The 25,405-nt window shown below is 37.5% G+C and carries 25 protein-coding genes; 13 read left to right on the top strand and 12 right to left on the bottom strand.

The annotated features are described in order from the left end of the window. Nucleotides 1-182 precede the first annotated feature (182 nt). From ACYT6F_RS07435 to ACYT6F_RS07425, 3 genes are all read left to right on the top strand, one after another. On the top strand, nt 183-3,548 hold the full coding sequence (locus ACYT6F_RS07435; protein WP_472600589.1) for a methylmalonyl-CoA mutase family protein: 3,366 nt from the start codon (nt 183-185) through the stop codon (nt 3,546-3,548). 267 nt (nt 3,549-3,815) lie between these two features. Next, nucleotides 3,816-4,526: a Dph6-related ATP pyrophosphatase gene (locus tag ACYT6F_RS07430; protein WP_472600588.1), complete on the top strand. Its 711-nt coding sequence runs from the start codon at nt 3,816-3,818 to the stop codon at nt 4,524-4,526. A gap of 7 nt (nt 4,527-4,533) precedes the next feature. After that, complete coding sequence (locus tag ACYT6F_RS07425; protein ID WP_472600586.1) at nt 4,534-5,481, top strand: hypothetical protein; 948 nt, start codon at nt 4,534-4,536, stop codon at nt 5,479-5,481. Between the two features lie 2 nt (nt 5,482-5,483). On the opposite strand, the gene ACYT6F_RS07420 is transcribed toward ACYT6F_RS07425, so the two are convergent. From ACYT6F_RS07420 to ACYT6F_RS07410, 3 genes are read right to left on the bottom strand one after another with little or no spacing between them, the layout of a single operon-like run. After that, complete coding sequence (locus ACYT6F_RS07420; RefSeq protein WP_472600585.1) at nt 5,484-6,206, bottom strand: hypothetical protein; 723 nt, start codon at nt 6,204-6,206, stop codon at nt 5,484-5,486. A 15-nt stretch (nt 6,207-6,221) separates the two neighbouring features. After that, nucleotides 6,222-6,839, bottom strand: coding sequence for a hypothetical protein (locus ACYT6F_RS07415; protein ID WP_472600584.1), 618 nt, complete (start codon nt 6,837-6,839; stop codon nt 6,222-6,224). Continuing rightward, on the bottom strand, nt 6,836-7,159 hold the full coding sequence (locus ACYT6F_RS07410) for a PadR family transcriptional regulator (RefSeq protein ID WP_169232017.1): 324 nt from the start codon (nt 7,157-7,159) through the stop codon (nt 6,836-6,838). Before ACYT6F_RS07410 ends, ACYT6F_RS07415 begins: the two co-directional genes overlap by 4 nt. A gap of 82 nt (nt 7,160-7,241) precedes the next feature. Between ACYT6F_RS07410 and ACYT6F_RS07405 the strand changes: the two genes are divergently transcribed. Both ACYT6F_RS07405 and ruvC read left to right on the top strand, forming a co-directional pair. Further along, nucleotides 7,242-7,766, top strand: coding sequence for a 2'-5' RNA ligase family protein (locus ACYT6F_RS07405; RefSeq protein WP_472600583.1), 525 nt, complete (start codon nt 7,242-7,244; stop codon nt 7,764-7,766). 55 nt (nt 7,767-7,821) lie between these two features. Further along, nucleotides 7,822-8,376, top strand: coding sequence for a crossover junction endodeoxyribonuclease RuvC (gene ruvC / locus ACYT6F_RS07400; protein WP_472600582.1), 555 nt, complete (start codon nt 7,822-7,824; stop codon nt 8,374-8,376). Nucleotides 8,377-8,380: 4 nt separating this feature from the next. Here the strand turns inward: ruvC and ACYT6F_RS07395 are convergent, their stop codons facing one another. Then, a complete protein-coding gene (locus ACYT6F_RS07395; protein ID WP_472600581.1) occupies nt 8,381-8,791 on the bottom strand; it encodes a hypothetical protein in 411 nt (136 codons plus the stop codon). 168 nt (nt 8,792-8,959) lie between these two features. Here ACYT6F_RS07395 and ACYT6F_RS07390 point away from each other — a divergent pair, with 168 nt between their 5' ends. Next, nucleotides 8,960-10,027 (top strand): DUF4407 domain-containing protein, encoded by a 1,068-nt coding sequence (locus tag ACYT6F_RS07390; protein WP_472600580.1) that lies wholly within the window; start codon nt 8,960-8,962, stop codon nt 10,025-10,027. Between the two features lie 178 nt (nt 10,028-10,205). Here the strand turns inward: ACYT6F_RS07390 and ACYT6F_RS07385 are convergent, their stop codons facing one another. Further along, nucleotides 10,206-11,714: a hypothetical protein gene (locus ACYT6F_RS07385; RefSeq protein WP_472600579.1), complete on the bottom strand. Its 1,509-nt coding sequence runs from the start codon at nt 11,712-11,714 to the stop codon at nt 10,206-10,208. Nucleotides 11,715-12,669: 955 nt separating this feature from the next. Between ACYT6F_RS07385 and ACYT6F_RS07380 the strand changes: the two genes are divergently transcribed. Next, on the top strand, nt 12,670-12,867 hold the full coding sequence (locus tag ACYT6F_RS07380; RefSeq protein WP_472600578.1) for a KTSC domain-containing protein: 198 nt from the start codon (nt 12,670-12,672) through the stop codon (nt 12,865-12,867). A gap of 100 nt (nt 12,868-12,967) precedes the next feature. Here ACYT6F_RS07380 and guaB read toward each other — a convergent pair whose 3' ends face one another. From guaB to ACYT6F_RS07345, 7 genes are all read right to left on the bottom strand, one after another. Further along, nucleotides 12,968-14,428 (bottom strand): IMP dehydrogenase, encoded by a 1,461-nt coding sequence (guaB, locus tag ACYT6F_RS07375; protein ID WP_472600577.1) that lies wholly within the window; start codon nt 14,426-14,428, stop codon nt 12,968-12,970. Between the two features lie 165 nt (nt 14,429-14,593). Next, entirely contained in the window at nt 14,594-15,094 is a 501-nt protein-coding gene (locus tag ACYT6F_RS07370) for a DUF4252 domain-containing protein (RefSeq protein WP_472600576.1), read from the bottom strand. Nucleotides 15,095-15,105: 11 nt separating this feature from the next. After that, nucleotides 15,106-16,371 (bottom strand): DUF4252 domain-containing protein, encoded by a 1,266-nt coding sequence (locus tag ACYT6F_RS07365; protein ID WP_472600575.1) that lies wholly within the window; start codon nt 16,369-16,371, stop codon nt 15,106-15,108. A 63-nt stretch (nt 16,372-16,434) separates the two neighbouring features. Beyond that, nucleotides 16,435-17,106 carry a hypothetical protein gene (locus ACYT6F_RS07360; RefSeq protein WP_472600574.1) on the bottom strand — a complete coding sequence of 224 codons (672 nt, stop codon included), beginning with the start codon at nt 17,104-17,106 and terminating at the stop codon, nt 16,435-16,437. Further along, the gene (locus ACYT6F_RS07355; RefSeq protein WP_472600573.1) at nt 17,081-17,590 is read right to left on the bottom strand and encodes an RNA polymerase sigma factor; all 510 of its coding nucleotides are present in this window, start codon (nt 17,588-17,590) and stop codon (nt 17,081-17,083) included. Before ACYT6F_RS07355 ends, ACYT6F_RS07360 begins: the two co-directional genes overlap by 26 nt. Before the next feature lie 99 nt (nt 17,591-17,689). Next, a complete protein-coding gene (locus ACYT6F_RS07350) occupies nt 17,690-18,850 on the bottom strand; it encodes a GlmU family protein (RefSeq protein WP_472600572.1) in 1,161 nt (386 codons plus the stop codon). Between the two features lie 106 nt (nt 18,851-18,956). Next, complete coding sequence (locus tag ACYT6F_RS07345; RefSeq protein WP_002976190.1) at nt 18,957-19,208, bottom strand: type B 50S ribosomal protein L31; 252 nt, start codon at nt 19,206-19,208, stop codon at nt 18,957-18,959. 228 nt (nt 19,209-19,436) lie between these two features. Between ACYT6F_RS07345 and ACYT6F_RS07340 the strand changes: the two genes are divergently transcribed. From ACYT6F_RS07340 to ACYT6F_RS07315, 6 genes are all read left to right on the top strand, one after another. After that, a complete protein-coding gene (locus ACYT6F_RS07340) occupies nt 19,437-20,846 on the top strand; it encodes a hypothetical protein (RefSeq protein ID WP_472600571.1) in 1,410 nt (469 codons plus the stop codon). Between the two features lie 11 nt (nt 20,847-20,857). After that, nucleotides 20,858-21,061 carry a hypothetical protein gene (locus ACYT6F_RS07335; protein WP_472600570.1) on the top strand — a complete coding sequence of 68 codons (204 nt, stop codon included), beginning with the start codon at nt 20,858-20,860 and terminating at the stop codon, nt 21,059-21,061. After that, entirely contained in the window at nt 21,061-21,387 is a 327-nt protein-coding gene (locus tag ACYT6F_RS07330) for a nucleotide pyrophosphohydrolase (RefSeq protein ID WP_169231995.1), read from the top strand. Before ACYT6F_RS07335 ends, ACYT6F_RS07330 begins: the two co-directional genes overlap by 1 nt. Nucleotides 21,388-21,464: 77 nt before the next feature. Next, nucleotides 21,465-22,745: a 3-phosphoshikimate 1-carboxyvinyltransferase gene (gene aroA / locus ACYT6F_RS07325; RefSeq protein WP_472600569.1), complete on the top strand. Its 1,281-nt coding sequence runs from the start codon at nt 21,465-21,467 to the stop codon at nt 22,743-22,745. Next, nucleotides 22,742-23,539 carry an SDR family oxidoreductase gene (locus tag ACYT6F_RS07320; RefSeq protein ID WP_472600568.1) on the top strand — a complete coding sequence of 266 codons (798 nt, stop codon included), beginning with the start codon at nt 22,742-22,744 and terminating at the stop codon, nt 23,537-23,539. Before aroA ends, ACYT6F_RS07320 begins: the two co-directional genes overlap by 4 nt. 181 nt (nt 23,540-23,720) lie before the next feature. Continuing rightward, on the top strand, nt 23,721-25,298 hold the full coding sequence (locus ACYT6F_RS07315; protein WP_472600567.1) for a BamA/TamA family outer membrane protein: 1,578 nt from the start codon (nt 23,721-23,723) through the stop codon (nt 25,296-25,298). The last annotated feature ends 107 nt before the right edge of the window (nt 25,299-25,405 follow it).

Below are 25,405 nucleotides of genomic sequence, written 5' to 3'. Positions count from 1 at the left end.
AAGTAGAGAATTAATCCTATAATCTGAAAACCTGTATCGCCGGACTAACAACTGTTTGCTATCCGGCGGTTGCTTAAAACAGCAGTACACTTTAATCAATTAATAATCAAACCATTAATCACAGACAAAAGGTTCCTATTTTATTATTATATTTGGAAATTCAGAAATTTTCTAAATCTTTTATGGAAACCCAAAAATATACTCCAAAAAATAAAGTCAGAATTGTGACCGCTGCGTCGTTATTCGACGGTCATGATGCTGCTATTAATATTATGCGCCGCGTAATTCAGGGAACAGGATGCGAAGTCATTCACCTTGGTCACGACAAATCGGCTGAAGAAGTTGTAAATACTGCCATTCAGGAAGACGCCAATGCTATTGCTTTGACCTCTTATCAGGGCGGCCACAATGAATATTTCAAGTACATCTATGATCTTTTAAGAGAAAAAAATTCACCGCAGATTAAAATTTTCGGCGGTGGCGGCGGTGTAATTCTGCCTGAAGAAATTAAAGATTTAATGAATTACGGGATCGACAGAATTTATTCTCCGGACGATGGCCGTGAGCTTGGCCTTCAGGGAATGATTGATGATCTGGTTCAAAAATCCGATTTTGCAACAGGAAAAGAGGTAAGCATTAATGATCTGGATTCAATTAGTTTTGAAAATCCGACAAGCATAGCGAAAATTATTTCAGCTGTTGAAAATTTTTCAGATGAAAACCCTGAACTGGTTGCTGCCATCGACGAAAAATCAAAGGACCTTCACATTCCGATTATCGGGATCACAGGAACCGGAGGAGCCGGAAAATCATCATTAACAGACGAATTGGTAAGACGTTTCTTACGCTCCAACACCGATAAAAAGATTGCCATCATCTCTATTGATCCTTCCAAAAAGAAAACAGGAGGAGCATTATTAGGAGACAGAATCCGTATGAACGCCATCAATGACCCACGGGTTTATATGCGTTCAATGGCAACAAGAGAGAACAACGTTTCCGTTTCCCCGTTCATCCAGTCTGCTTTGAACGTATTGAAACTGGCACATCCTGATGTAATTATTCTTGAAACTTCGGGCATCGGACAATCCGGCTCGGAAGTATCTGATTTTGCAGACGTTTCAATGTATGTGATGACTCCTGAATACGGAGCTTCCACACAGCTTGAAAAAATCGATATGCTGGATTATGCGGATTTGGTTGCCCTAAACAAATCCGATAAAAGAGGTGCTCTTGACGCTCTTCAGGCAGTAAGAAAACAATTCCAGAGAAACCATTTGTTGTGGGAACAGCCATTGGATGAAATGCCGGTGTATGCAACAAAAGCTTCTCAGTTCAATGATCACGGAACAACAGAATTATACAACAGACTGGTTTCTAAAGTTAATGAAACCCTTCGACAAACTCAGGGTGACAACGCACCACAATTTCAAGGTTTTGTTGAACAGGAAATTACGGAAGAAGTAACCATCATCCCTCCAAAAAGAGTCCGTTATCTTTCCGAAATTGTTGAAAACAACAGACAATACGATGCGAATGTTGAAAAACAGGCTGAATTAGCAAGAAAAATGTATCATATTGAAGGAGTTAAAAATTTCCTCTCCAATGAAACGCTAGATGCTGAATACCAGAAAGCTGAAAAAGAACTTCAGCAGGAAAATATCGATTTCCTTAAAACCTGGGATGATACAAAAGAGGCGTTTAAAGCTGAATTCTATTCCTACTTCGTTCGTGGGAAAGAAATTAAGGTAGAAACCTCAACGGAATCTTTATCTCATTTGAGAATCCCAAAGATTGCATTACCAAAATACAACGATTGGGGCGACCTGATCAAATGGAAAGGCCAGGAAAATCTTCCGGGAAGTTTCCCATACACAGCAGGGATTTATCCATTTAAAAGAACCGGAGAAGATCCTACGAGAATGTTCGCTGGAGAAGGAGGCCCGGAAAGAACCAACAGGAGATTCCACTACGTTTCTGCAGAAATGCCGGCAAAACGTTTATCTACAGCGTTTGACTCTGTAACATTGTACGGACAGGATCCTGCCCTGCCACCGGACATTTACGGAAAAATCGGAAATGCGGGGGTTTCTATTGCAACATTGGATGATGCTAAAAAGCTTTATTCAGGATTTGATCTGGTAAATGCACTGACTTCGGTTTCAATGACCATCAACGGACCTGCACCGATGTTGCTTGCCTTCTTTATGAATGCCGCGATCGATCAGAATGTTGAAAAATATATTCTTGAAAATAATCTTGAGGCTAAAGTTGAAGACGTTTTAAAGGCAAAATTCGACGATAAAGGGTTGAAAAGACCAAAATATAACGGAGAATTACCCCCTTCCAACAATGGTTTAGGATTAAAACTATTAGGAATTACCGGTGATGAAGTGATTCCTGCCGATGTATATGCCGAAATTAAAGCTAAAACCATTGCAACCGTTCGGGGAACTGTTCAGGCAGACATTTTAAAAGAAGACCAGGCTCAGAATACCTGCATTTTCTCCACTGAATTTGCCTTGAGGCTGATGGGGGACGTTCAGGAATATTTCATCAAAGAAAAAGTAAGAAACTTCTACTCGGTTTCTATTTCAGGATATCACATTGCAGAAGCGGGAGCAAATCCGGTTTCTCAATTAGCATTTACCTTAGCAAATGGTTTCACGTATGTTGAATATTATCTGTCGAGAGGAATGGACATCAACGATTTTGCACCGAACTTATCATTCTTCTTCTCCAACGGGATCGATCCTGAATATTCAGTAATCGGACGTGTCGCCAGAAGAATCTGGGCAAAAGCGATGAAACTGAAATATGGTGCCGACGAAAGAAGCCAAATGCTGAAATACCACATTCAGACTTCGGGACGTTCGCTGCACGCTCAGGAAATTGATTTCAACGATATCAGAACAACTTTACAGGCGCTTTATGCAATCTATGATAACTGTAATTCTCTTCACACAAACGCTTATGACGAAGCTATTACAACTCCGACTGAGCAGTCTGTAAGAAGAGCGATGGCCATTCAGTTGATTATCAATAAAGAATTAGGATTGGCGAAAAACGAAAATCCACTTCAGGGTTCATTTATTATTGAAGAACTAACGGATCTAGTGGAAGAAGCCGTTTATGCAGAATTTGACAGAATTACGGAAAGAGGCGGTGTTCTCGGAGCAATGGAAACCATGTATCAGCGTTCAAAAATCCAGGAGGAATCAATGCATTATGAGTGGCTGAAACATACCGGAGAATATCCGATTATCGGAGTAAATACGTTCTTAGGTAAAGACGGTTCGCCAACGGTGCGTCCGGGAGAAGTTATTCGTTCAACGGAGGAAGAAAAGCAGTTCCAGATCGAAATGCTTCATAATTTCCAAAAGTCTAATGACGAAAAGTCCGAAGAAGCCTTAAAAACTTTACAACACGCAGCAATCAATCAGCAAAATTTATTTGAAGTAATGATGGATGCCGTGAAGTACTGTTCTTTGGGACAAATTACCAATGCTTTGTTTGAAGTGGGCGGGAAGTACCGAAGAAATATGTAGTCCGTAGCCGGACAGGCAATTTAAATAAAAAGCCGTAGAAATCAATCTACGGCTTTTCTATTATGAAATTTCTGAAATTAATTTTTCCGAAATTTTAACAAAATCGTCTAAAGGAATTTCACCTTCATCAATATCATCAACCATTGAAGTTATATCAATTTCTGATCTTATTTTTGATTTATCATTTACATAAAATAACTTTGGAAAACCGGATCATAAGTAAATCCTATTGAACGGTTTAAACCCATTTTTAACATCATCCCTTTAATGAAGCCAAAAGCCACCTTCAACTGGAGCAGCGGAAAAGATTCTGCTTTGGCTCTGTATAAAATTTTAAAAGAAGACCAATATGAAATCTCTTCTTTACTGACAAGCATTAATAAAGAATTCCAGAGAATCTCTATGCATGGCGTTCATGTTTCTCTATTGGAAAAGCAGGCTGAAAGTTTAGGATTTCCGTTGATTAAAATGGAACTTCCGAAAGAGCCGACCATGGAAGAATACCGCGAAATGATGGCAAAAACCATGAGTGAAATTAAATCTGCTGGCGTTACCCATTCAGTTTTCGGAGATATTTTTCTGGAAGACCTAAGAAAATACCGTGAAGAACAACTCGATACCATCGGAATGAAAGCTGTTTTCCCGTTATGGGAAAAGAATACCACTGCTCTAATCCACGAATTCCTGGATTTAGGATTCAAAACGATCGTAACCTGCGTCAACGAAACGTATCTTGATAGAAGTTTTGCGGGAAGAATCATTGATAAAGATTTTATAAAGGATTTACCTGAAGATGTAGATCCTTGCGGGGAAAACGGAGAATTTCATACCTTTACTTTTGACGGCCCGATTTTTAAAAATCCTATTTCATTTGATATCGGAGAAACAATAAAGAAAGGCTATCCGAAACCAAAAACTGATGAAAACACTCAGGACAGCGAATACGTTTTCTGGTTCTGCGATCTGGTTGTAAAATAATTATTAAATGTTTTCGTTTTTCGGTTATACTAAAATTATGAGACCTTATCTGAAAATTGAGAAGCCCTGCGGAGAATCATTAGAAAATATGCACAATATTCCGGGAGGAAAATTTTGCGATCTGTGTTCAAAAAAGGTACATGATCTTAGCAACCTCACCCATTCTGAAATTTCAGAAGTTATCACACATCATAAGGACAGCCATTTTTGTGGAATTCTTATTAACAGAAAACCGGAGAAAACTTTTGAAAAAAGTATTGAACGTACCGAAAATATTTCTTCAGGAAAAATCAGTATCACTAAGGTTGCAACAGGATTTGCGTTAACGGCAAGTATGATTACTGTTCCTGCGCAGACAAAAACCATTTCAAAAACGGAGGTGATCCTCACTCACAAAAACTTACCCGTAGAAAGACAGCAGGGGAACAGTAAAAACGAACATAATCAATTCATAACTTCAGGAAGAATTATTACCTCTGAAGAGGAAAAACCAGTAAAAGCACACGTTAACCTTATCACAATAAACAATGTGTACTCAACAGAAACAGATATAAACGGCTTTTACTCGCTGGAAATCCCCGAAGAACTGATTCAGGAAGAGAATTATTTATTAGAATTCCTGCCATTCTCTTATGACATCGATCAGAAATTAAAGGTTTTCAATAAGAAAGAGCTCCTGGAAAATAATATCATAAAGCTGCCGGATAACGGAATATATAAAGAATTAGGTGAAGTAAGCTTCGGACCGCCGTATGCAAATGAAAATTCATTGGTTTTTCTACATGGAAAAAGAATGGACTATAAGCTGTATAATAAAAGTTATTCTATATTCAGTAATCAATATGAAACACATTATATTCCGAAACCTTTTACCAAGTTCTTTACCGACAGTGAAAAAGTAGAAAGCATTTATATAGTTTTTGTAAAAATACCTCCTGAAAATTCAAAAGAATAATTTTATTTAGAAATATCCAAGAAATCTTTCAACCCATTCAGCGTTTTTTTATGCTCTAAAAAGTTGACGATCATAAAAATTATCATGGAATACATAGAATAAGGGAGAATAAACGTTAACATTAAAGGAAAAGCAGAAACCGGATCATCCGTTCTGAAAAATCTGAAAAGATATTTATCTTCCCTTGTCACAAACTGAAACATTAAACCGATACAAGAAATAAAAAGGGCAAGGTTTTGCTGATATATCGTAAAGAAAAGCTTGCCCTCATATTTAAAATCTCTTCGGACGTGTTTCCATATTTTTTTGTTAAAAACCCATAATAAAAACGGAGTCAAAATAAATAAAAGATTGTACATTCTGAAAAGATCATTATACATTGTCTGATCTTTAGATAGGAACACAAGAGAAAGACTAAAGAGAGAAGCAACAATTCCCAGCAGCAAAGATTTTCTGATGATTTTATTATACTTTGCTTTGACAATTTTTTTTAAAATCATTGGAATTTCTCCACTGTAAAGCAAATAATAGGTTGTTGTTTTAAACTCATCTTCCCAAAGTTTTCTGGTTTTAAGGAAAGCATCATCAAAGCTCAGCTTTTCATTAAGCTGAATATCTGAAATCTGTGAAATCATATGATCCTTCACTTCCAGTAAGATATCCAGCGGCAGCCGGTGAAAAATAAGATAATCGGTAACCTGCTGTTCCTCTTCCTTTACAATCATTTTCAGAGTATAGTTTTATATTAAAACGTTTATTTTCTTTGCATTAAAATACATCAGCTGCAGTTGGATGGTTAAGCAATAAACCAGAAATATTTTCGATATCGCTAAATTCTGTATTTCTAAATACCCAAATTTCATTGTCCCCGCCAAAAAAAACACAGCGGTTCCCAACAGAATATTTCTGATCAGCAATGGATGAAAACTTAACATTGCATAATTTGAAAATTTCATTTTCCCGGTTATAAAACTATATCCGAGTATCGACACCCAGCTTAGCAGCAGCAGTATCTGCAAAGTCGTGAATGCCTCTTCATTTAACATAAGAAATACAAACGCTACAGCAGAAAAAATAAAAGAAAAAACAGTCATTTTATGAAACTGCTGTTGTAAAATAATTTTTTCAATTCTTGCAACTTTTTTGAAAGAAAAGATATCTGCCCTTACCATTTTCAATTCGTTTTTCCAGCTAACTTTTGTTGCCAGAAAAGCTTCCTGAAAACTCAGAGACTGCTCTTCCATAAGGTGATAAATCTGGGAGATGAAATGATCCTTCACTTCATGATGCAGCGGTGAATAGAGTTTTTTTGACTTTAGATATACATCAATCTGATTTTCCTGCGCTTTAGTTATCATATATTAAAAATGGTATTTAAATTAAATAAATAACTTTTCATTTCTTCCTCCTGTTCTGCCTGCTTTCTTTTTCCTTTATCTGTTAAAAGATAATATTTCCGATCCCTTCCATTGGTCTTTTGAATTTCGGAACTAATCATTCCTTCAGCTTCCAGCTTATGCAAAAGAGGATACAGAGCACCTTCGGTCATTTCTAGCTCTCCTTTCGTAAGTTCTTTTGTCCTTTGCGTGATTTGGTAACCATACATTTTAACTTCTTTAGCCAATAGCTTAAGAATAATATTCTGAAGAGTTCCCTTATAAAGACTGTTCTTTTTCAATACACTGCAATTAATACATAACAAATTTATGCATAATTTTCTTATGCATAAATATTTCTTTTAATATTTTTAATTTAACACTATGAAAAAGCTTTACTTCATAGCAATATATCCACCTCAGCAAATTATTGATGAGCTAAAGAAATTCAAGCTGGATTTCGCTCTCAATTACGCAAGTTCAAAAGCATTGAAAAATGAAGCCCATGTTACTCTATTTCCTCCTTTTTCACGAGAAGTAGATTTGGAAGAAGACATTCACAATGCTTTTCAGAAAATAGACACGCAAATGGCGCCATTTGAAATCACACTCAAAGGCTTCGGGAGTTTTGCAAAACCTGAAAACCCGGTAATCTACGTAAAGCCCGAAGACAATAAACGATTAAGAATGCTGCATCAAAAAGTAAAAGACATATTTAATTTCACGAATTATTCTTTTAATCCTCATATGACAATAGGTTACAAAGATTTGACATGGGAAAATTATCTCAAAGCATGGGACGTTTATAAAGACAAAGAATATAAAACTAATTTCTTAGTTGATAAAATAATTTTACTTCGACATGATCAGCATTGGGTTCCGATAGCAGAAAAAAAGCTTATATTATGATAGGATGTTTGATGATTTACAAGATAACATCATATAAAATCATATCTTTGAGCCAATGATTGCCGAGAAAATAATTTTAGGAATTGACCCGGGAACTACGGTGATGGGTTTTGGTATTATTTCCGTGAAAAAGGGGAAAATGGAAATGGTATCCATTCACGAATTGCTGCTTAAAAAATACCCCAACCACGAAACCAAGCTTAAATACATTTTCGATAAAACCTTAGCACTGATTGATGAATTTCATCCTGATGAAGTGGCTTTGGAAGCGCCTTTTTACGGAAAAAACGTACAGAGTATGCTGAAGTTGGGCCGTGCGCAGGGCGTTGCTATGGCTGCAAGCCTTCACCGAAATATTCCGATCACAGAATACTCTCCAAAAAAAATAAAAATGGCCATCACAGGAAACGGGAACGCCAGTAAAGAGCAGGTTGCCGGCATGCTGCAAAGCCTGTTGAATCTAAAAGAATTTCCCACAAAATATCTTGATGCTTCCGATGGTCTGGCCGTCGCGGTTTGTCATCATTTCAATTCAGGAACCATTACCGATACAAAATCGTATACCGGCTGGGAAAGCTTCCTTAAGCAGAATCCCGGTCGCCTGAAATAATCTGTTATTTTGTTTTGTATTCTTCAGGAGTAATTTTAAAGTCGGCAGTTGGCTTTCCGTTTTTATCATAATAGGTATACACCATAGTTACATCATTATCACGAAACTCCTTAATTTCCGGAGAAGTTTTTATAACCTGTAATGCTCCTTCCTTCGCTGTTTTTTTAAATGCTTCGATCTGTTCAGAACTTACACTTTCTTTTTCGTCATCGGTTAACGTATAATTGTACCGGAAGATTTTTCCCGGCTGTGCAGATACACTGTCCAGGCGCACGCCGGCCGCTAAATTCTGAGGAGTGGTTTTGTTGATATTGGCCGCAACTTCTTTAAGATCATCATCTATCGTTTTCTCTTTGTTGCATGAAGTTAAAGCCAGTGTAAGGCATACCACCGAAAGACTGATTACATTTTTCATATTAAATTTTTTAAGCGATTGATACTAAAGATAAGAAATATTTTCGCAAATAAATAATCTCCTGATTCACAATGAAATAAATAATCATCAATTCATACTTGGTAAAACATAATACTATCTTTTACATTGGTATGATTTTTAATAGTACATTTGTATAAATTTTCTGTCATGAAAAACAAACAACAAACTATAAATCAGGCGAATCATTCTATCAATTGGTTCCAGAAATTTCTGATGGTATGCTCCGGAGGAAACATTCATATATTAAGGAAAACCCCCAGCGAATGGAATAAGTTTGCAGGGATCGGCGGAATTGTTTTATTCACCGCGGTTTTTGCAACACTTTCTGCGGGATACGCGATGTACACCGTCTTTGATAATATCTGGACATCGATGGGTTTCGGGGTTTTATGGGGATTAATGATCTTTAACCTTGACCGTTATATCGTTTCTTCGATCAAAAAAACAGGAACCTGGAATCAGGTATTAATGGCTGTTCCAAGACTTATTTTAGCGACATTCCTGGGAATAATCATTTCAAAACCACTTGAGCTTAAAATCTTTGAAAAGGAAGTCAACAAACAGCTGAACACCATTATCCAGAGAAATAAAAAGCAGCTGCAGGGCGAGATGAACGGAAGGATTCTTCAGCAGAGCGGCCCTTTTGAAACAGAAAAGAAACAGATCACCGAGAAAATTGCCGGTTACCAGAAATCCTATGATTCTGCTTCCGTAGAACTTGAAAAGGAAATCTTAGGAAAACAGTCCGGACTGACCAGCGGGAAAGAAGGCTTCGGACCTAATGCGAAGCGTAAACAGGAACTGAAGGAACAAAGACGCCAGGATTTGGAAAGTTACCAGAAGCAGGTCGCTCCAAGACTGGAATATCTTGATAAGGAGATTTCAAAAGTGTACACCAATTTAGAAACAGAAAGAAAGTCTACCGAAACTTTTGAAGATAAATTCAACGGGTTTGCGGCAAGACTTCAGGCACTTGATGAACTGGGGAAAAATTCAGCCATTATCGGACTGGCCGCCGCTTTCATCATGGGACTTTTCATTTGTCTTGAAATCTCTCCGGTTTTGGTTAAATTAATATCACACGTGGGTCCTTATGATTATCTCTTAGAAAAAACAGAAAACGATTTCCGGCTTTATTCAAAAGAGAAAATTGAAAAAGGAAATGCGTTAACCGATTTCAGGATCGATGATTTTAAAAATAATCTGAATAAATAATCCTAAAAGATCTTTCATCTAAAAAATAAAGGCTGTTTCATAAATTATGATACAGCCTTTTCTCTTATTAATATTTACATCCATACTTCACCTGATCTCAAATGAATTCCCTGCAGGGTCTTCATACCATGCGAGGTCTAACATCCAATGTTTTGTGTAAAGTGTAATGTAAATGATGTTAGTTTAAACGTTGTGCAGTTATATAAAAATAATGGTTAGTGGCATCTCTTGTGGCATGCCAAGTGCAGTTGTACCATTCGCCATTGGGAAAAGTAACCATTGCATTAACATATTCGGCCTGATCTGCCACAGTAGCATTAAAATTATTATCACCATCAATTAAATAACTATAGTGTCCCGAAGCAATGGAAGTTCCCACCCCGCTAATGTACTGATCAAAAGTAGACAATGAGGTTATATTATAACTGACCGCTGAAGCCGTTGTATTATAAAATTTCGGACTAACATTTCCATTTACATCGCTTTCAAGAAAATCCATTCTCAACCCATTAATTATAATGAATTTAACTTTCTCATCATTAGCAGCCACTTCATAAGCAGCTCTTCGATCTGTTGTGGAGGTATTGCCTACAGCCTTACCGGTCATTACGTTTCTTGATCCGCCGTTGGCTGTAAAAGAAGCCGTATTAACCATAATTCTTGCAGATCTGATTTCCCCGATCACGAATGGGGTGGAATTCAGACCTATTGTAGCATTGCAGCTAAAACCTAAAAAACTTAAAGGAACTGTAATCGTAGTAGGTGATGAAAAGTTGGGTGTACCGGTTACAGAATATGTAATAAAACCATTGCCTTTATTAAGCACTCCCTGATCCAGTGTAAATGTCAATCCATTTTGGGTAAATGTTGTACCGCCAGAATAGCTACCGCCGTTTCCTCCGGAATAGTAAACTGTTAAAGTACCGGTATAAGGTGTACCGGAAGTAAATGCAGCCGGCGAGACAGAAGCGGTATTACAGTTTAATCCTGTAATAACAGGATTAACTAAACTTTTATCATCAATCTGTCTCCATTCTGTTCCATTCCAGAATACGAATCCTTTGTAGGTAAGAGCGGCAGTACCGGTATTATACACCATTAACCCAGTAGCCGGAGAAGGTATTGTCGTTATATCTGTTATGCTTGTAAGTGCTACTCTGGGAATCAGCATTCCTTTGTTGGAAGCACTGATATCAAGAACAGCACTTGCATCAGGATTGCCGGTTCCGATACCTACAGAGCCATTGTCTCTGGCTACAAAATCGGCTCCGGTAGCTCTTGCCGTACCGTTGGCGTTGGTTCCCAGCTTCACCATTGAATTGGCGTCATCATTGATCCAGGCATCATTGGTAGTATCCGCAGCAGCAGCTCCTGAAATCTTCTGCCACGTTACTCCATCAAAGAAATAATAGCCTTCGGAAGTAATATTGATGGTTTTTGCAGTGGGCGATGCGGTTGCAGATGTAGCATAAATTATTGCTCCTTTCTGTGCCGTTCCGTACTGCGCATCTCCTGCTTTAATCTGGTCGCCCGTTAATCGCGGTGCTATAAAACCTTCAGGCCTGCTTCCGTCTGTGGTTTTAGCATTAACGTGAAGGGTGGCATTCGGGGCAGCATTGTTTATACCTACCTGCCCGAAAATACTGAGGCTGAACAAAGATACAGCCAGGGTAATAAAATTTTTCATTGTGTTGTTTTGTTTTTATTGATTTTAATTAATGATAATCTGTTCTTGTTTGAAACAAAGCAGTAAGGAAGTTCTTGGCCCTTCATTCTGATTTGTCTCAAGGACATGCATCCTGTCAGGCAGCTAACACATACCCTGCCAGCTACCTGACAGACCGTCTGCTTGCATGCTGGCAGACACCCTACTTGCAGGCAAGTGGACAGTCTATTTACGCGCAGAAGTTACTATATTGTTTCGCATGTGATATTGACATTAATGTCGAGTAGTATATTGGGAGTAACATTATTCATGCTAACCTGTTCAAAATAGTAAAGCTAGATAAGGACATTACCAGGGTAATTAAGTTTGTCATTGTGTTGTTGTCTGTTTTATGTTGTTATGATTATTAATATTTATCCTTTATGATGGGAAGGTCTTTAAACTAAGAAAGCTCTTTAATTATATTTGACTTGCTTTTTATGCTAACGTATAAGATCGGTTGCGATGTCTGGCTGTAGATTGACCAACTTAGGTATAGAGGATATGCCTTCGGAAATAAAATGCGGGATAGGTAGGCATAATAAGATTAATAATACCGGAATATTAAGAGGTATCCGGAAATTCCCCATCTGTACGTATAAAGACAGGAAAAATAAGCAAGGGATTTGTCCTAAATGTTTTCATCTTGTGTTTTTTTTGAGTAATCCATACCAGATTACTTTCTAAATGGCAAAGATAAAAAATATTATGATATAAACACAACTCTGCAACTCTCCACAAACTTTTCACAGAAGGTATTATTGCTTTTTTTAAAGGCCGTCATTAGTATAAGCGAGCGTTAGTTATTTTTAAACTACGTAAACCTAAAAGTAAGTTAATGTATTAAGAAGTCTGACGCGGAAACTCAGATATATTGATCCGCAAGGCTTTTATGGCTTTGTATCGTTAAAGGAACATTTTTTGTTCGGTATTTCGCATGCCTTCATCAGTAGTCAATAAATACCTGTATTTCCCGGAGACTGAGATTTTGAGAATTATCTATCAGTCAGGAGCTGTGTATGACTACCTGCAGGTGCCTCCAGAGATCTTTGAGCGTTTTAAAACAGTGCAATCCAAAGGAAGGTTTTTAAACTATGTGATTAAGCCGAAATTTAAATATAAAAAGATTGAATAGCGGCAGATTATTTTATTTCGGGGACGCGGGCTTCGCCCGCGTCCCCGAAATAAAAATCAGGCTGTCTAAAAGACAACCTGATTTTATATTATATAAATTCTTATAAAGAATAGTTTGGCGCTTCCTGAGTGATAATCACATCGTGAGGGTGAGATTCTTTCAATCCGCTTCCTGTGATCATTACCATTTTGGTTTCCGTTTGCAGCGCTTCAATATCTTTTGCGCCGCAGTATCCCATACCGGCTCTTAAACCTCCTGTCAGCTGGAAAATTACGTCTTCCAGTTTACCTTTGCTCGGAACTCTTCCTTCAATTCCTTCCGGAACGAACTTTTTGGCCTCACTCTGGAAATATCTTTCCTTTCCGCCTCTCTTCATGGCAGAAAGACTTCCCATTCCCTGATAGGTTTTGAATTTTCTTCCCTGGAAGATAATTTCCTCACCCGGTGCTTCATCAGTTCCGGCTAAAAGAGATCCTAACATTACAGCTCCTGCTCCGCTCGCGATGGCTTTTACAATATCCCCGGAAAGTTTAATTCCACCATCTGCAATTACAGCGACATTTTTGGTTTTTGCATATTCGTAAACATTGTATATAGCAGATAACTGAGGAACCCCGACACCTGCAACCACTCTTGTAGTACAGATAGAACCGGGTCCGACCCCTACTTTCAGAACATTCGCTCCAGCTTCGATAAGATCTTTTGCAGCTTCTGCAGTTACGATATTTCCGCCCACGATATCAAGATCCGGGTATGTTCTTCTGATTTCTGAAATTTTATCCAGAACCCCTTTAGAATGTCCGTGTGCAGAATCAATACCAATGATATCAACACCTGCTTTTACCAATGCTTCAATTCTTTCCAGCGTATCTTCGCCGACACCCACGCCTGCTCCAACGATTAACCTGCCGTTCTGATCTTTGTTGGCGTTAGGGTATTCCAGTTGATTATCGATATCTTTAATAGTGATTAAGCCTACAAGCTTATTCTCAGCATCAACAATCGGAAGTTTTTCCACTCTGTTTTTAAGAAGGATTTCTTTGGCTTTTTCAAGATTGGTATTTTTGTCGGAAGTGATCAGATTATTTTTTGTCATGATCTCCTCCACTTTCATATCAAGATTTTCCTGGTATTTTACATCTCTGTTGGTGATGATTCCTATTAAGGTATTTTCTGCATCAACCACAGGAAGTCCGGAGATTTTATATTTGGCCATTGTATCTTTAGCCTGAGCAAGGGTATGATCTTTTGAAAGGGTAACAGGATCGGAGATCATTCCGTTTTCGGAACGCTTTACACGGTTTACCTGCGCGGCCTGTTCGGCAATCGTCATATTCTTATGAATAAAACCTAAACCGCCAACTCTCGCCAAAGCAATGGCCAGTTCAGCCTCCGTTACGGTATCCATTGCCGCAGAAACTATAGGAACATTAAGCGTAATTTTGTCGGTAAGTCTTGATTTTAATGAAACCTGATTAGGTAAAACTTCTGAATAAGAAGGAACTAGAAGCACGTCATCGAAAGTGATGGCTGTCTCTACAATTTTGTTATGAATAGACATCTTTACTTTCTTGCAAAATTAAGGTATTTTGATGAATTACGAAAATCGATTTTCATAGTTTAAATAAAACTTAATAATCAATAACTTAAATTAAAAAACCACTTCGTTCAAACGAAATGGTTTTCTGCAAAATAAAAATTTAGTATATGATTTGAATATGAATGCTTATTTATCTGTTGCTGAAGAAATCATCCTGGAGATGTCATCTGCCGTAAAGTTTCCTTTTATGTCAACAAAAACGAGATCTTTATCTGAATTTACCGTGATCATCATATTTTTAATGGCATCTCCTTTCTGCTTTACCCGAATATTGACATTATCCCCATCGTGTCTTATGGTTGCCCATTCTTCATAATTATTTTTGTTCAGGTAACTCGCAAAATCTCGAAGCATATTGCGGTCACCATTTTCAACGGTCAGTACTCTTATTTTTGAAACCTTTTTCACCAGTTTTATCAGCTCCTCATCTTCACCGTCTTCTCGTAATGCTTTTTTGATGTAAGGCTTAGCCAAAAACAACGGAACATTGATGCTTACGAATTTAGCCCCTTTAAAATTGCGTCCGGATTCTGAAAAGTACGCAATATTGGGTTTTTCTGAAACTACACATGATTGCATAATGAACATTAAGGACAGGATCAGAAAAATGCTTTTTATTATTTTCATGGCTTTTGTTTTTAATTAATTGGTTTTAAGCTTCCGCCTGACGTTTTGCTGATGTTCGACTCTATTCTCGGATTTCCTTTGTACTTGATGCTTCCACCCGAAGACGCTGCTGCCTTTAAACGGTCTACTGCATGGCTGGTAATCATTCCACCCGATGTTGCCTCGGCCACCAGCTCATTAACCTGAAATTTTTCTGAATTACAGACTGCGCCACTGCTTACATCTATGAAGCCTGCATTACCTCTTCCATTGAGGTTGGCTACCGCACCGCTTGATGCTTTAATATTAGCCTGCTTCGTGTTAATGGTAGAATTGATAACGGCTCCGGAGCTCAGCTCCACTTTCGCATTATCAGAGATATTAAAGTTTCCGTTCACTACAGATCCTGATGAAAGGTCAACCAAAACGGCATTTTCATTAATTGTATTGATGGCATTAAATATGGCACCCGAAGAGGTTTTAATATTGTCTATTCTCGGCGAAGAAACATTTACGCTGATATTTTTGAACTTTAAATTTCTCTGTCCTTTGTTATCAACATATACTTTCAGGACACCGTTATCAACTTTTGTTACGATATACTGAAGTTTGTCTGCATCGGCAATTACCTTTACCGTCGTAGGACTTTCCTGTTTGAAGTTTACGATTACACCTGTACTTACATGCACTCCCGAAAATTCTCCTACATTTCTGGACTCTCCGTTGAGATAAGAAGAGGTATTCTGGGAAACAAAACTGTTTTTGGTATTGGTAACAGGATTTGTTTTGGTTTCGGTAGAGTTGATGATCTTATTGATATCATCCATAGAAAGTCTTCCGTCGAGTTTTATCAGGATGCTTTCTTCGCCTCCGCTGTCTATGCTCAATAGCAGATCATCGAGAATTCCATTTTTCTCTTCAGCAGACAGGAATTTTATTTTTGCTCCATTGCTGTTCATGCTCATAATCTCGCTGTAATTGAGATTGCTCAAATATGATTTGATATCCCGGTTGATCTGGGCCAGTTTTTGTCCGCTCACAGAACCTGCATCCTGAGGTTTTTCAGCGATGAAAACTTTTAATCCGTTTATTTTTGACAATAAAGGTTTGATCTGATCGAGTTCGGCATCTCCCAGGTCCAGATTGCTGAGCATTCCGAACATCGGTTTTGCAATTTTAATAGAGGTTACACCTTCCACTTCCTGGTATTTATCAAAAAGCTGGTCTAATTTATCCTGCCCGTACACATTAAAAAACTGTGAGAAGGCAAATGCGAATATGATGAATATTTTTTTCATGAGTCAATTTTATTTTTTTGATTATTATTGCCTGATCAGGAGCATAATCTTTTTAAGGGTGAATTAATAATTGTCGTCAACGACTGTTGGTTTTGCTAATTTTTCACTGACGTTATTTGCAAATATCTGGAATGAATACTTAGTCACATTAATGGCTTCTTCCACATTTTCAATTCTTTTTCCGTTTACGATAACGTAAGAATCTTTGTAGCCTGTGGAATCTTTTATGGCTTTTGGATAAGAGGAGTTACGGACATATCTCGGCTTTCTTTCTTTTTTAAGCCTTCCTCTTTTTGGTAATATTTCATCTAAATAATCTTTTTCAGCGATTGTATTTTCCTGAAATACCGAATCGCTTTTTATTCCGGCAACAGAATCTGACGTCTGGTTTATTGCAACCTGAGCCTGCTGCTCGCTATTTTCTTCGATGAAATTATTTTTCTGTTGTTTAATCTGATTTTCAACCATCTGAGCCTGATCTTCAATACTCTGGTGATTATAATTAAAAATAAATCCTGCAGTTAAAAGCACTACTGCGCTTGCCGCCATCCAGAACCATTTTGGAAAAGCCGGTTTATTTTTGCTGTCGATCGGGATAACGGGAGCCTGATCTTCTTTTACCTCATCCTTACCTTCCGCTTTCTTCAGGAAATCCTCAAAGTCCCACTCCATCTTTTCTTCCTTTAAATGTTGGAAGATCTCATCATATTTATCTTGAAATTTGTCTTTGCTCATAGCTCATCAATTGTGAAATTTGCTCTTTTACTTTCTGTCTTGCTCTCATAAGATTTACTCTTACTGCGTTTTCTTCCATTTCCAGCATTTCTGCTATTTCCGAAACTTCATATTCTTCGACATCTTTCAAATGGATAACCATCTTTTGTTTTTCAGGAAGCTGATTAATGAAACCGATAATGTGTTCCTTCAGATTATTCACTTCCATGCTGTAAAGTTCTGACCGGTGAAGCTGCATATCGGCAAATCCCATTTTTACATCGTGATGCTTCAGCCTGTTCAGGCATTCGTTGCGGACCGCCTTCAATGCGTAGGATTTTAAGTTCCCAAACTGCGCCAGCTCGTCTTTCTTCTGCCAGAACCTGATCATCAGGTCCTGCACTACATCTTCCGCCTCATCACTGCTCATGACAAATCTTTTCGCAAAGCGATACATCTCATTTTTGAGAACGAATACCGTACTTCTGAAAGTTTCTTGGGTCATAAGTTTTGTTTCTATAAGTAAGACAGTCAGATTTTACATTTTATTACATCAAAAAGAAAAAACTTCAAAAAAATTTGAAGTTTCCTTTATTGATCGCATTTAATATGTATCAAAAATATATTTAAAAATAGCTTTATCCTCATCAGTTAAGGCCAATTTTCTTCGTGCCATCACTTTTTCTGCAACTTCATAAGCCTTATCCAGCTTAAATTTTTCATCACCTTTAAAGCCTCCCCATGAGAAATTTTCGATCAGGTTCGGCGGAAATCCTTCTTTAAAGATATTGGATGCCACACCGATTACCGTTCCCGTATTCAGCTGAGTATTGATCGCCGTTTTGGAATGATCACCCATAATGAGGCCCGCAAACTGAAGTCCTGTATCTTCAAAAGCTTTTGTTCTGTAATTCCACAATTTTACGTTACCGTAATTATTTTTCAGGTTGGAAGAATTGGTATCGGCACCCAGGTTACACCATTCTCCGATTACGGAATTTCCTACAAAACCATCATGCCCTTTATTAGAATATCCGAAAATAATGATATTGCTGACCTCGCCTCCTACTTTAGAATGTGGACCCACCGTTGTGGCACCATAAATTTTTGCGCCTAAATTAAACTTGGATTCTTCACAAAGCGCTATCGGGCCCCGAAGGTTACACCCTTCCATTACCTCAGCATTTTTCCCGATGTAAATCTTTCCTGTTTTGGTATTAAGGGTTGAAAATTCAATTTGTGCACCTTCTTCAATAAAAAGATCATTTTTATCCCCTAAAAATCCATTAGTCGGGGAAAGCTCCTGTGAAACCCTTCCTTTTGTAAGAAGAGCAAAATCAAAATCTATTGCTTTCTGATTATACGTGAAAAGATCCGAAGGCTTTTTAAAGAACACAAGATCTTCCTTAATATCAGTCATCTTCTCAATCTGATGAAGGGAAAATCCATCCATATTGATTTTGGCGGCAATTAATTCATCTTCATATACTAAAGCTTCTCCTTGTTTAAGATCTTTAATCTGTTGGATAACGCTTTCAGTCGGAAGAAAGTTCGTTACCAGAAAAAGACTTTCTTTTTTTTCAGGTTCGGGAAATTTCTGCTGTAAATAAGCTTCCGTAAAAAAGGAAATTTCAGTATTCTCTAAAATCTTCTGCCATCTTTCGGAAAACTTGAGAATTCCGCACCGCATTTCTGCAACGGGACGGGTAAAAGTAAGCGGAAGAAAATCTTCCCAATATTGTGCATCTGAAAATACTAGTTGCATCGTTCAGTTTTAAGTTTAATGTTAAAAATTCAAAGTCTAACAAAATTACAATAAAAAAAGCTTCTCAGTTTCCTGAAAAGCTTTAAATATTTTTAATCTCAAAAAATTACTTAGCGAATTTTTTGTATTTGTTCATGAATTTATCTACTCTACCTGCAGTATCTACTAACTTCACTTTACCAGTGTAGAAAGGGTGAGAGGTTGAAGAGATTTCCATTTTGATCAAAGGATACTCTTGTCCTTCGTACTCGATCGTGTCTTTTGTTTCTGCTGTAGACTTGCAAAGAAATACTTCGTCGTTACTCATATCTTTGAAAACAACAAGTCTATAATTTTCTGGGTGGATTCCGTTTTTCATGTGTAAATTTCTTTTTTTGTTAATGTCACATGTAACCTTGCGGTTTCATAATACAATGTTAAAAATTAAAGTTTGCTTCCGAAATAGTAATGGATATTTCTCTGCTAATTTTAGGTTGCAAAAGTACAATATTTTTTTGAATTTGCAAACACCTGTCAATATTTTTTTCTTCATAAGAAATTCAAAGTATTTTCGTTACATTTGAAATTTATTTAACTTTTACTCTCGATGAAAATCAAATTACTACTGGCTTTTTCTTTCTGGATGCTTGTTATGGCTGTATCTTGTAACAAAGATGACATCAGCTTTGATGCTCCTTCGCAAAAATTAAGTTTTTCGAAAGACACCGTCTTTTGCGATACGGTTTATCACCAGGTACGTTCAGAAACATATGCTGTAAAAGTCTATAATAACGAAGATAAAGATATTCTGATCCCGAGAATACATCTTGAAAAAGGACCTTCATCTTTATACAAAATCAATGTAGACGGAAAGCCGGGATATGACTTTAAAGATGTTGCCCTGAGAAAAAAAGACAGCCTCTATATTTTTGTGGAAATTGCTCCGGAAGCTACAGGCCCTGAAGCGATTGCAGAAGATAAAATCCTTTTCGAAAGTCCTGCCGGACAGCAAAATGTAGTACTCTTCTCCGTAGTTCAGGATGCTGAGTTTTTTATTAAAACTCCGTCTAATCCAAATATTATCAGCTCTAATACGACCTGGACAAATAATAAAGCGAAAATAATCTACGGTGACCTGACGGTCGACCAGAACAGAATCCTGAATATACAACCGGGAACAAAAGTATATTTTCATAAGAACAGCGGGATGAAAATACTCTCAGGAGCTACACTAAATATCAACGGAACATTGGCCAACAATGTCACGCTTCGCGGCGACAGAAACGATCCGGCATACGATACGATCCCTAAAAACTGGAATTCTATTAAAATGGAAGCAGGTTCTACCTTAAATATGAATTATGCAAGACTTTTCGGAGGAACAAAAGGATTGGAAATGAAGCAGGCTAATGCAACGATCAGCAATTCATTCATCCATACTTTCCAGGAATACGGGATTTATTCTATCGGGTCAACGATTACAGCGAGAAACCTTGTGATGAACAACTGCGGAGAATCTGCAATAGGCGCCTTCAGAGGAGGAACCTATAATCTTACTCATTGTACGATTGCCAATTATTCTGATCTTCTGCAGTCTTATAACAGAAACGGAATATTTGCAACCAATGAATGGAAAAACGAATCCAACCAAACCGAACAAGGTGCATTGATTATGAACGTCAGAAACAGTATCGTGTACTCTGATCGCGACAATTCGGTGTTCTTTGAGCAGACTCCGGGACAGCTGTTCAATTTTACTTTTGAAAACTGTCTTTTGAAATATTCTAACCAATCGGAAGCAGGGTTCCTGGATACCGCACCAAGTGTCATACAACTGGTAAAAAATCAGGACCCGCTGTTTATTAATTACTTTATAGCCCACATGAATTTAAGAGTTAAACAGAACTCGCCGGCTATCGGGAAAGGAAGTGCAGCAGTAGCAGCTACGGTTCCTACAGACATTGCAGGTAATTCAAGAACTTCAAATCCTACTTTAGGCGCTTATCAATATCAGTAATATATAGAAAAATGGATTTTAATATTGTAAAAATAGGAGGCTTTATTGTATTGATCTTATTATATGTAGTGATAAGAAAAGCTTTTAGCAAATTTGCTGACTTTACCGAAAGAATAGGAAAGCCTGATGGACAGGCTGAAGAGATGCAAGAAGAAATTAAGAGATTGAATACCAAGATCATCAATCTGGAACAACAGATCAATCCCAGACTCTAATGGAAATTACAAATCTGCAGCAGCAAGTTGATGAATGGATCAAAACAATTGGGGTCCGTTATTTTAACGAGCTTACCAATATGGCCATGCTGACCGAAGAAGTAGGTGAAGTCGCAAGAATCATCGCAAGAAGATATGGTGAGCAAAGTGAAAAAGAAAGCGACAAAAGCAAAGATTTAGGCGAAGAACTTGCAGACGTATTGTTTGTAACATTATGCTTGGCCAACCAAACCGGCGTCAATCTGCAGGAAGCTTTCGATAAAAAAATGAAACTGAAAACCGACAGAGATAAAGAGCGGCATCAGAATAATGAAAAATTAAAATAATGCTGGAAGATGGATGAGGAAGCAAGAAATCAATACGACTTTAACTTCCTGCCTCCAGCTTCGCTACTGAAGAAATAATGAAGAAGTTAAAAAAATCAGAGTTAAAGGAAAACCAGACGATACAGATCAGCGGTTCGAAAAGTATTTCGAATCGTTTGTTGATTTTAGAAAGTCTGTTCAATACTATAAAAATCGGAAATCTGTCTAATTCGCAGGACACACAGCTGTTGAAAAAAGCACTTTCGGAAACCTCGTCAGAAGTTCGTGAAGACCTTGAAAAAAATCAGGAATCTCCTGAACAAAATACCGGAAATGTAGACATTCACCACGCCGGAACGGCAATGCGGTTTCTGACCTCATATTATTCCATTCAGGTAGGAAAAACAACGGTTTTGACAGGCTCCAAAAGAATGAAAGAAAGGCCTATTAAGAACCTTGTCATGGCTTTACAGAACCTGGGTGTGAAAATAGAATATCTTGAGAATGAAGGTTTTCCGCCACTGAAAATTCATGGTCAGAAGATCACTCAAAAAACAGTGGATGTTCCGGCAAATATTTCAAGCCAGTTTATCACGTCTCTTCTGCTCATTGCCGGAAAATTGGAAAACGGACTGAAAATAAACCTTGTTGGCGAAGTAACCTCAAGGTCTTATATCGGGATGACTCTGAATATCTTAACCCGATTCGGAATTAAAAACAGCTTTGTAGGAAACACGATCAAAGTTAAACCTTTCAATCATCAATCAACAATCATTAATTATGAAGTAGAAAGCGATTGGAGCTCTGCCTCATACTTCTACTCTTTTGCGGCGTTGGGAAGACGGACCATCCATCTCAAGAGCTTTTACCAGGAATCTACCCAGGGTGATTCTGCTATTGTAAAAATTTATAAGGACTATTTCGGAATTGAAACTATTTTTAACGATGCAGAGCATATTATCACTCTAAAGCCGGATCCTGAATTTACTTTCCCTGAAAAGATCATTTTAGAGATGAACAATTGCCCTGACATCGCGCAGACACTCTGCGTGACGGCAGCAGCGTTACAACTTCCTTTTGAGATATCAGGACTAGGAACTTTACGGGTAAAGGAAACCGACCGGCTTCAGGCATTGTTCAATGAGCTATTAAAACTCGGAACAAAAACGGAAATCACCGATTCTACGATTCAATCTGTCAGCTTTGGAAAACCGGAAGAAAACATCATCATTAAAACCTATCAGGATCATAGGATGGCTATGGCCTTTGCACCGTTTTGCCTGATCCAGGAATTAGAGATCGAAGAGGAAGATGTGGTTGAAAAATCCTACCCGATGTTTTGGGAAGATTTAAAAATTATTTTAACTGAAAACTCATGAATACAAAAACAATAATCATCACCGGAACCTCCTCAGGAATAGGTTTCGTATTGGCAGAATACTTCGGAAAAAAAGGCCATAAAGTATATGGACTCAGCCGAAAACATACTGAAAGCAGTTACTTCACATCCATCCCAACAGATGTTACGGATAACGATGCGGTACAAAATGCCATTGCAGAAGTACTGAAAACCGAGACAAAAATTGACGTTTTAATCAACAATGCCGGAATGGGAATGGTAGGCGCCGTGGAAGATTCTTCAAAGGAAGACATTTTAAAGTTATTTAATTTAAATTTGGTTGGTGCAGTACAGATGATGACTGCCGTAATGCCGAAAATGCGCGAAAACAGATTTGGACAGATCATCAATGTTTCAAGTATTGGAAGTGAAATGGGGCTGCCTTTCCGTGGATTTTATTCCGCATCGAAATCGGCTTTGGATAAAGTGACTGAAGCTATGCGCTACGAAGTCTATCCGTGGAATATTCACGTCTGCTCTCTTCATCTTGGTGATATTAAAACCAATATTGCGGAAAACCGTGTAAAAACGAAAGTTTCAGAACCGTATAAAAATGTTTTTGATAAAGTGTATACATTGATGAACAGCCATGTAGGAGACGGAACAGATCCTCTGGAAGTTGCGGAATATGTAGACCGGCTTTTGCAGAAGAATACCTGGAAAGCTCATTACTATTTCGGAAAATTCGGACAGAAGATCGGTGTGCCCCTGAAGTGGATTCTTCCGCAGGGAACTTATGAAAATCTGATGAAGAAATACAATAAACTTGCTTAGTTTCAGTTATTAGAACAAAATTTAAATTAAATACATTTTGAACCATTAAGATTTATTTTAAGAATCTAAGCTTATTAAGATACCAATATATCAGAACAATATATTAACTTGACTTAATGACTTAAAAGATCGTAATGGTTTAAAAAAATCAACGTTGAAATTATTTCTAAAAATATTTTTTATGCTCTTCTGCGTTTTCATTCAGGCGCAGAAAAAACCGTATTTTCTGATTGATTCGGAAACGAAGGTTAGGAAAAAGGTTAAAGATTCAGCTTCGGCAGTAAAGTTCCTGGATTCCCTGGCCCAGAATAATTATTTTTTCACTCAATTGAAAGAGGTAAAGAAAAAAGGCGACAGCACAGAAATATTTTATGATAAAGGAAAAAACTTCAATCAGACCTATGTTAATCTTTCGGATTCAATATCTACAAAAATAAAAGTCAAAAAAGAGTTTTTCACCAAAAACTTAGACTCTACTAAAAAGAGTATCAACAAAACCTATATTGATGACGGTTTTGCATTCAGCAGAATAAAATCAAAATATAAGGGCCAGAAAAACGGATATCCGGTTGTGGAGCTTGATATTAATAAAAATGATAAAAGAACCATCGACGGGTTTGTGGTAAAAGGCTACACCAGTGTTCCCAAAAGATTCATCAAAAATCTTGAAAAAGAGTTTAAAGGCAAAACATATGAAGATAAAAACCTTCTTGCAATTAACAAATCCTTTCAGGGACAACCGTTTATAAGTCTTGAGCGTCCTCCGCAGACTATGTTTACGAAGGATTCAACGAGTATTTTCCTTTTCATGGAAAAGAAAAAAACCAACAGTTTCGACGGTGTTATTGGTTTCGGAAACGATAAAACGGATAAATTTACGCTGAATGGTACGCTGAATGTGAATTTCAGAAACATATTCAACAGCTTTGAAACCATTAATCTTTACTGGCAGCGAAACCCCGATAAAGGACAGACCTTTGATCTTCAGGCAGACGTTCCATACCTTTTCAAATCTAATGTAGGATTGAATATGAAGGTCAATATTTTCCGTCAGGATTCTACTTTTGCCAATGTAAAGGCGCTTCCCGCTTTTTATTATCATCTTAATGCGAGAAACAAAATAGGTCTCCGGGGAACTTTTGAAAGCTCCAGCATTATTGATACCCTATATGTGCAGGGAAAAGATTACAACAAGAAAGGAATCGGGATCTGGTTTGAAATGGTAGAACCTACCGATATTGATCTTTTCCTGTACAAGACAAGAATCAACGCCGGCTACGATTATCTTACGACAATATATACCAAAGACAATATTACATCTCCGCAGAATCAGTTTTACTTTTTCGGTGAACACAATTATCATATTAACGGAAATCATTTCCTCAACATCAAAGCAGAAGGTGCCATGATGGATTCAAAGATTGATTTTTCCGCCAATGAATTATACCGTTTCGGCGGATGGAACTCGATGCGCGGTTTTAATGAAAATTCATTAGCAGCAGATTTCTTTTATTATGGAAGTTTAGAATACCGGTATCTTATCGGAAGCCAGGCCTTTTTTGATGTTTTCGGACAATATGGGCAGCTCAATAACAAATCTCTGAATGTAAAACCTAAGCTCTACAGTGTCGGGCTAGGATTCAATTTCTTTATTCCGATCGGACTCATGAGCTTTCAGCTTTCCAACGGTAATGAATTCGGAAATCCTTTTAAGTTTAATGATATTAAAATCCACTGGGGGATCTTAAGCAGATTTTAGAAAAAAAATCATCATCATACCTTAAAATAATATATTAAAAAAAAGTAAAAATTCCTGAATTAAGAGGACTTTCAAACTTTATTTATATATTAAATTTCACCATTGTC

This window comes from Chryseobacterium sp. NG-CE01, from assembly GCF_055695505.1.
The sequence above is the reverse complement of the archived record's forward strand: the minus strand, read 5'-3'. Positions and strand labels throughout refer to the sequence as shown.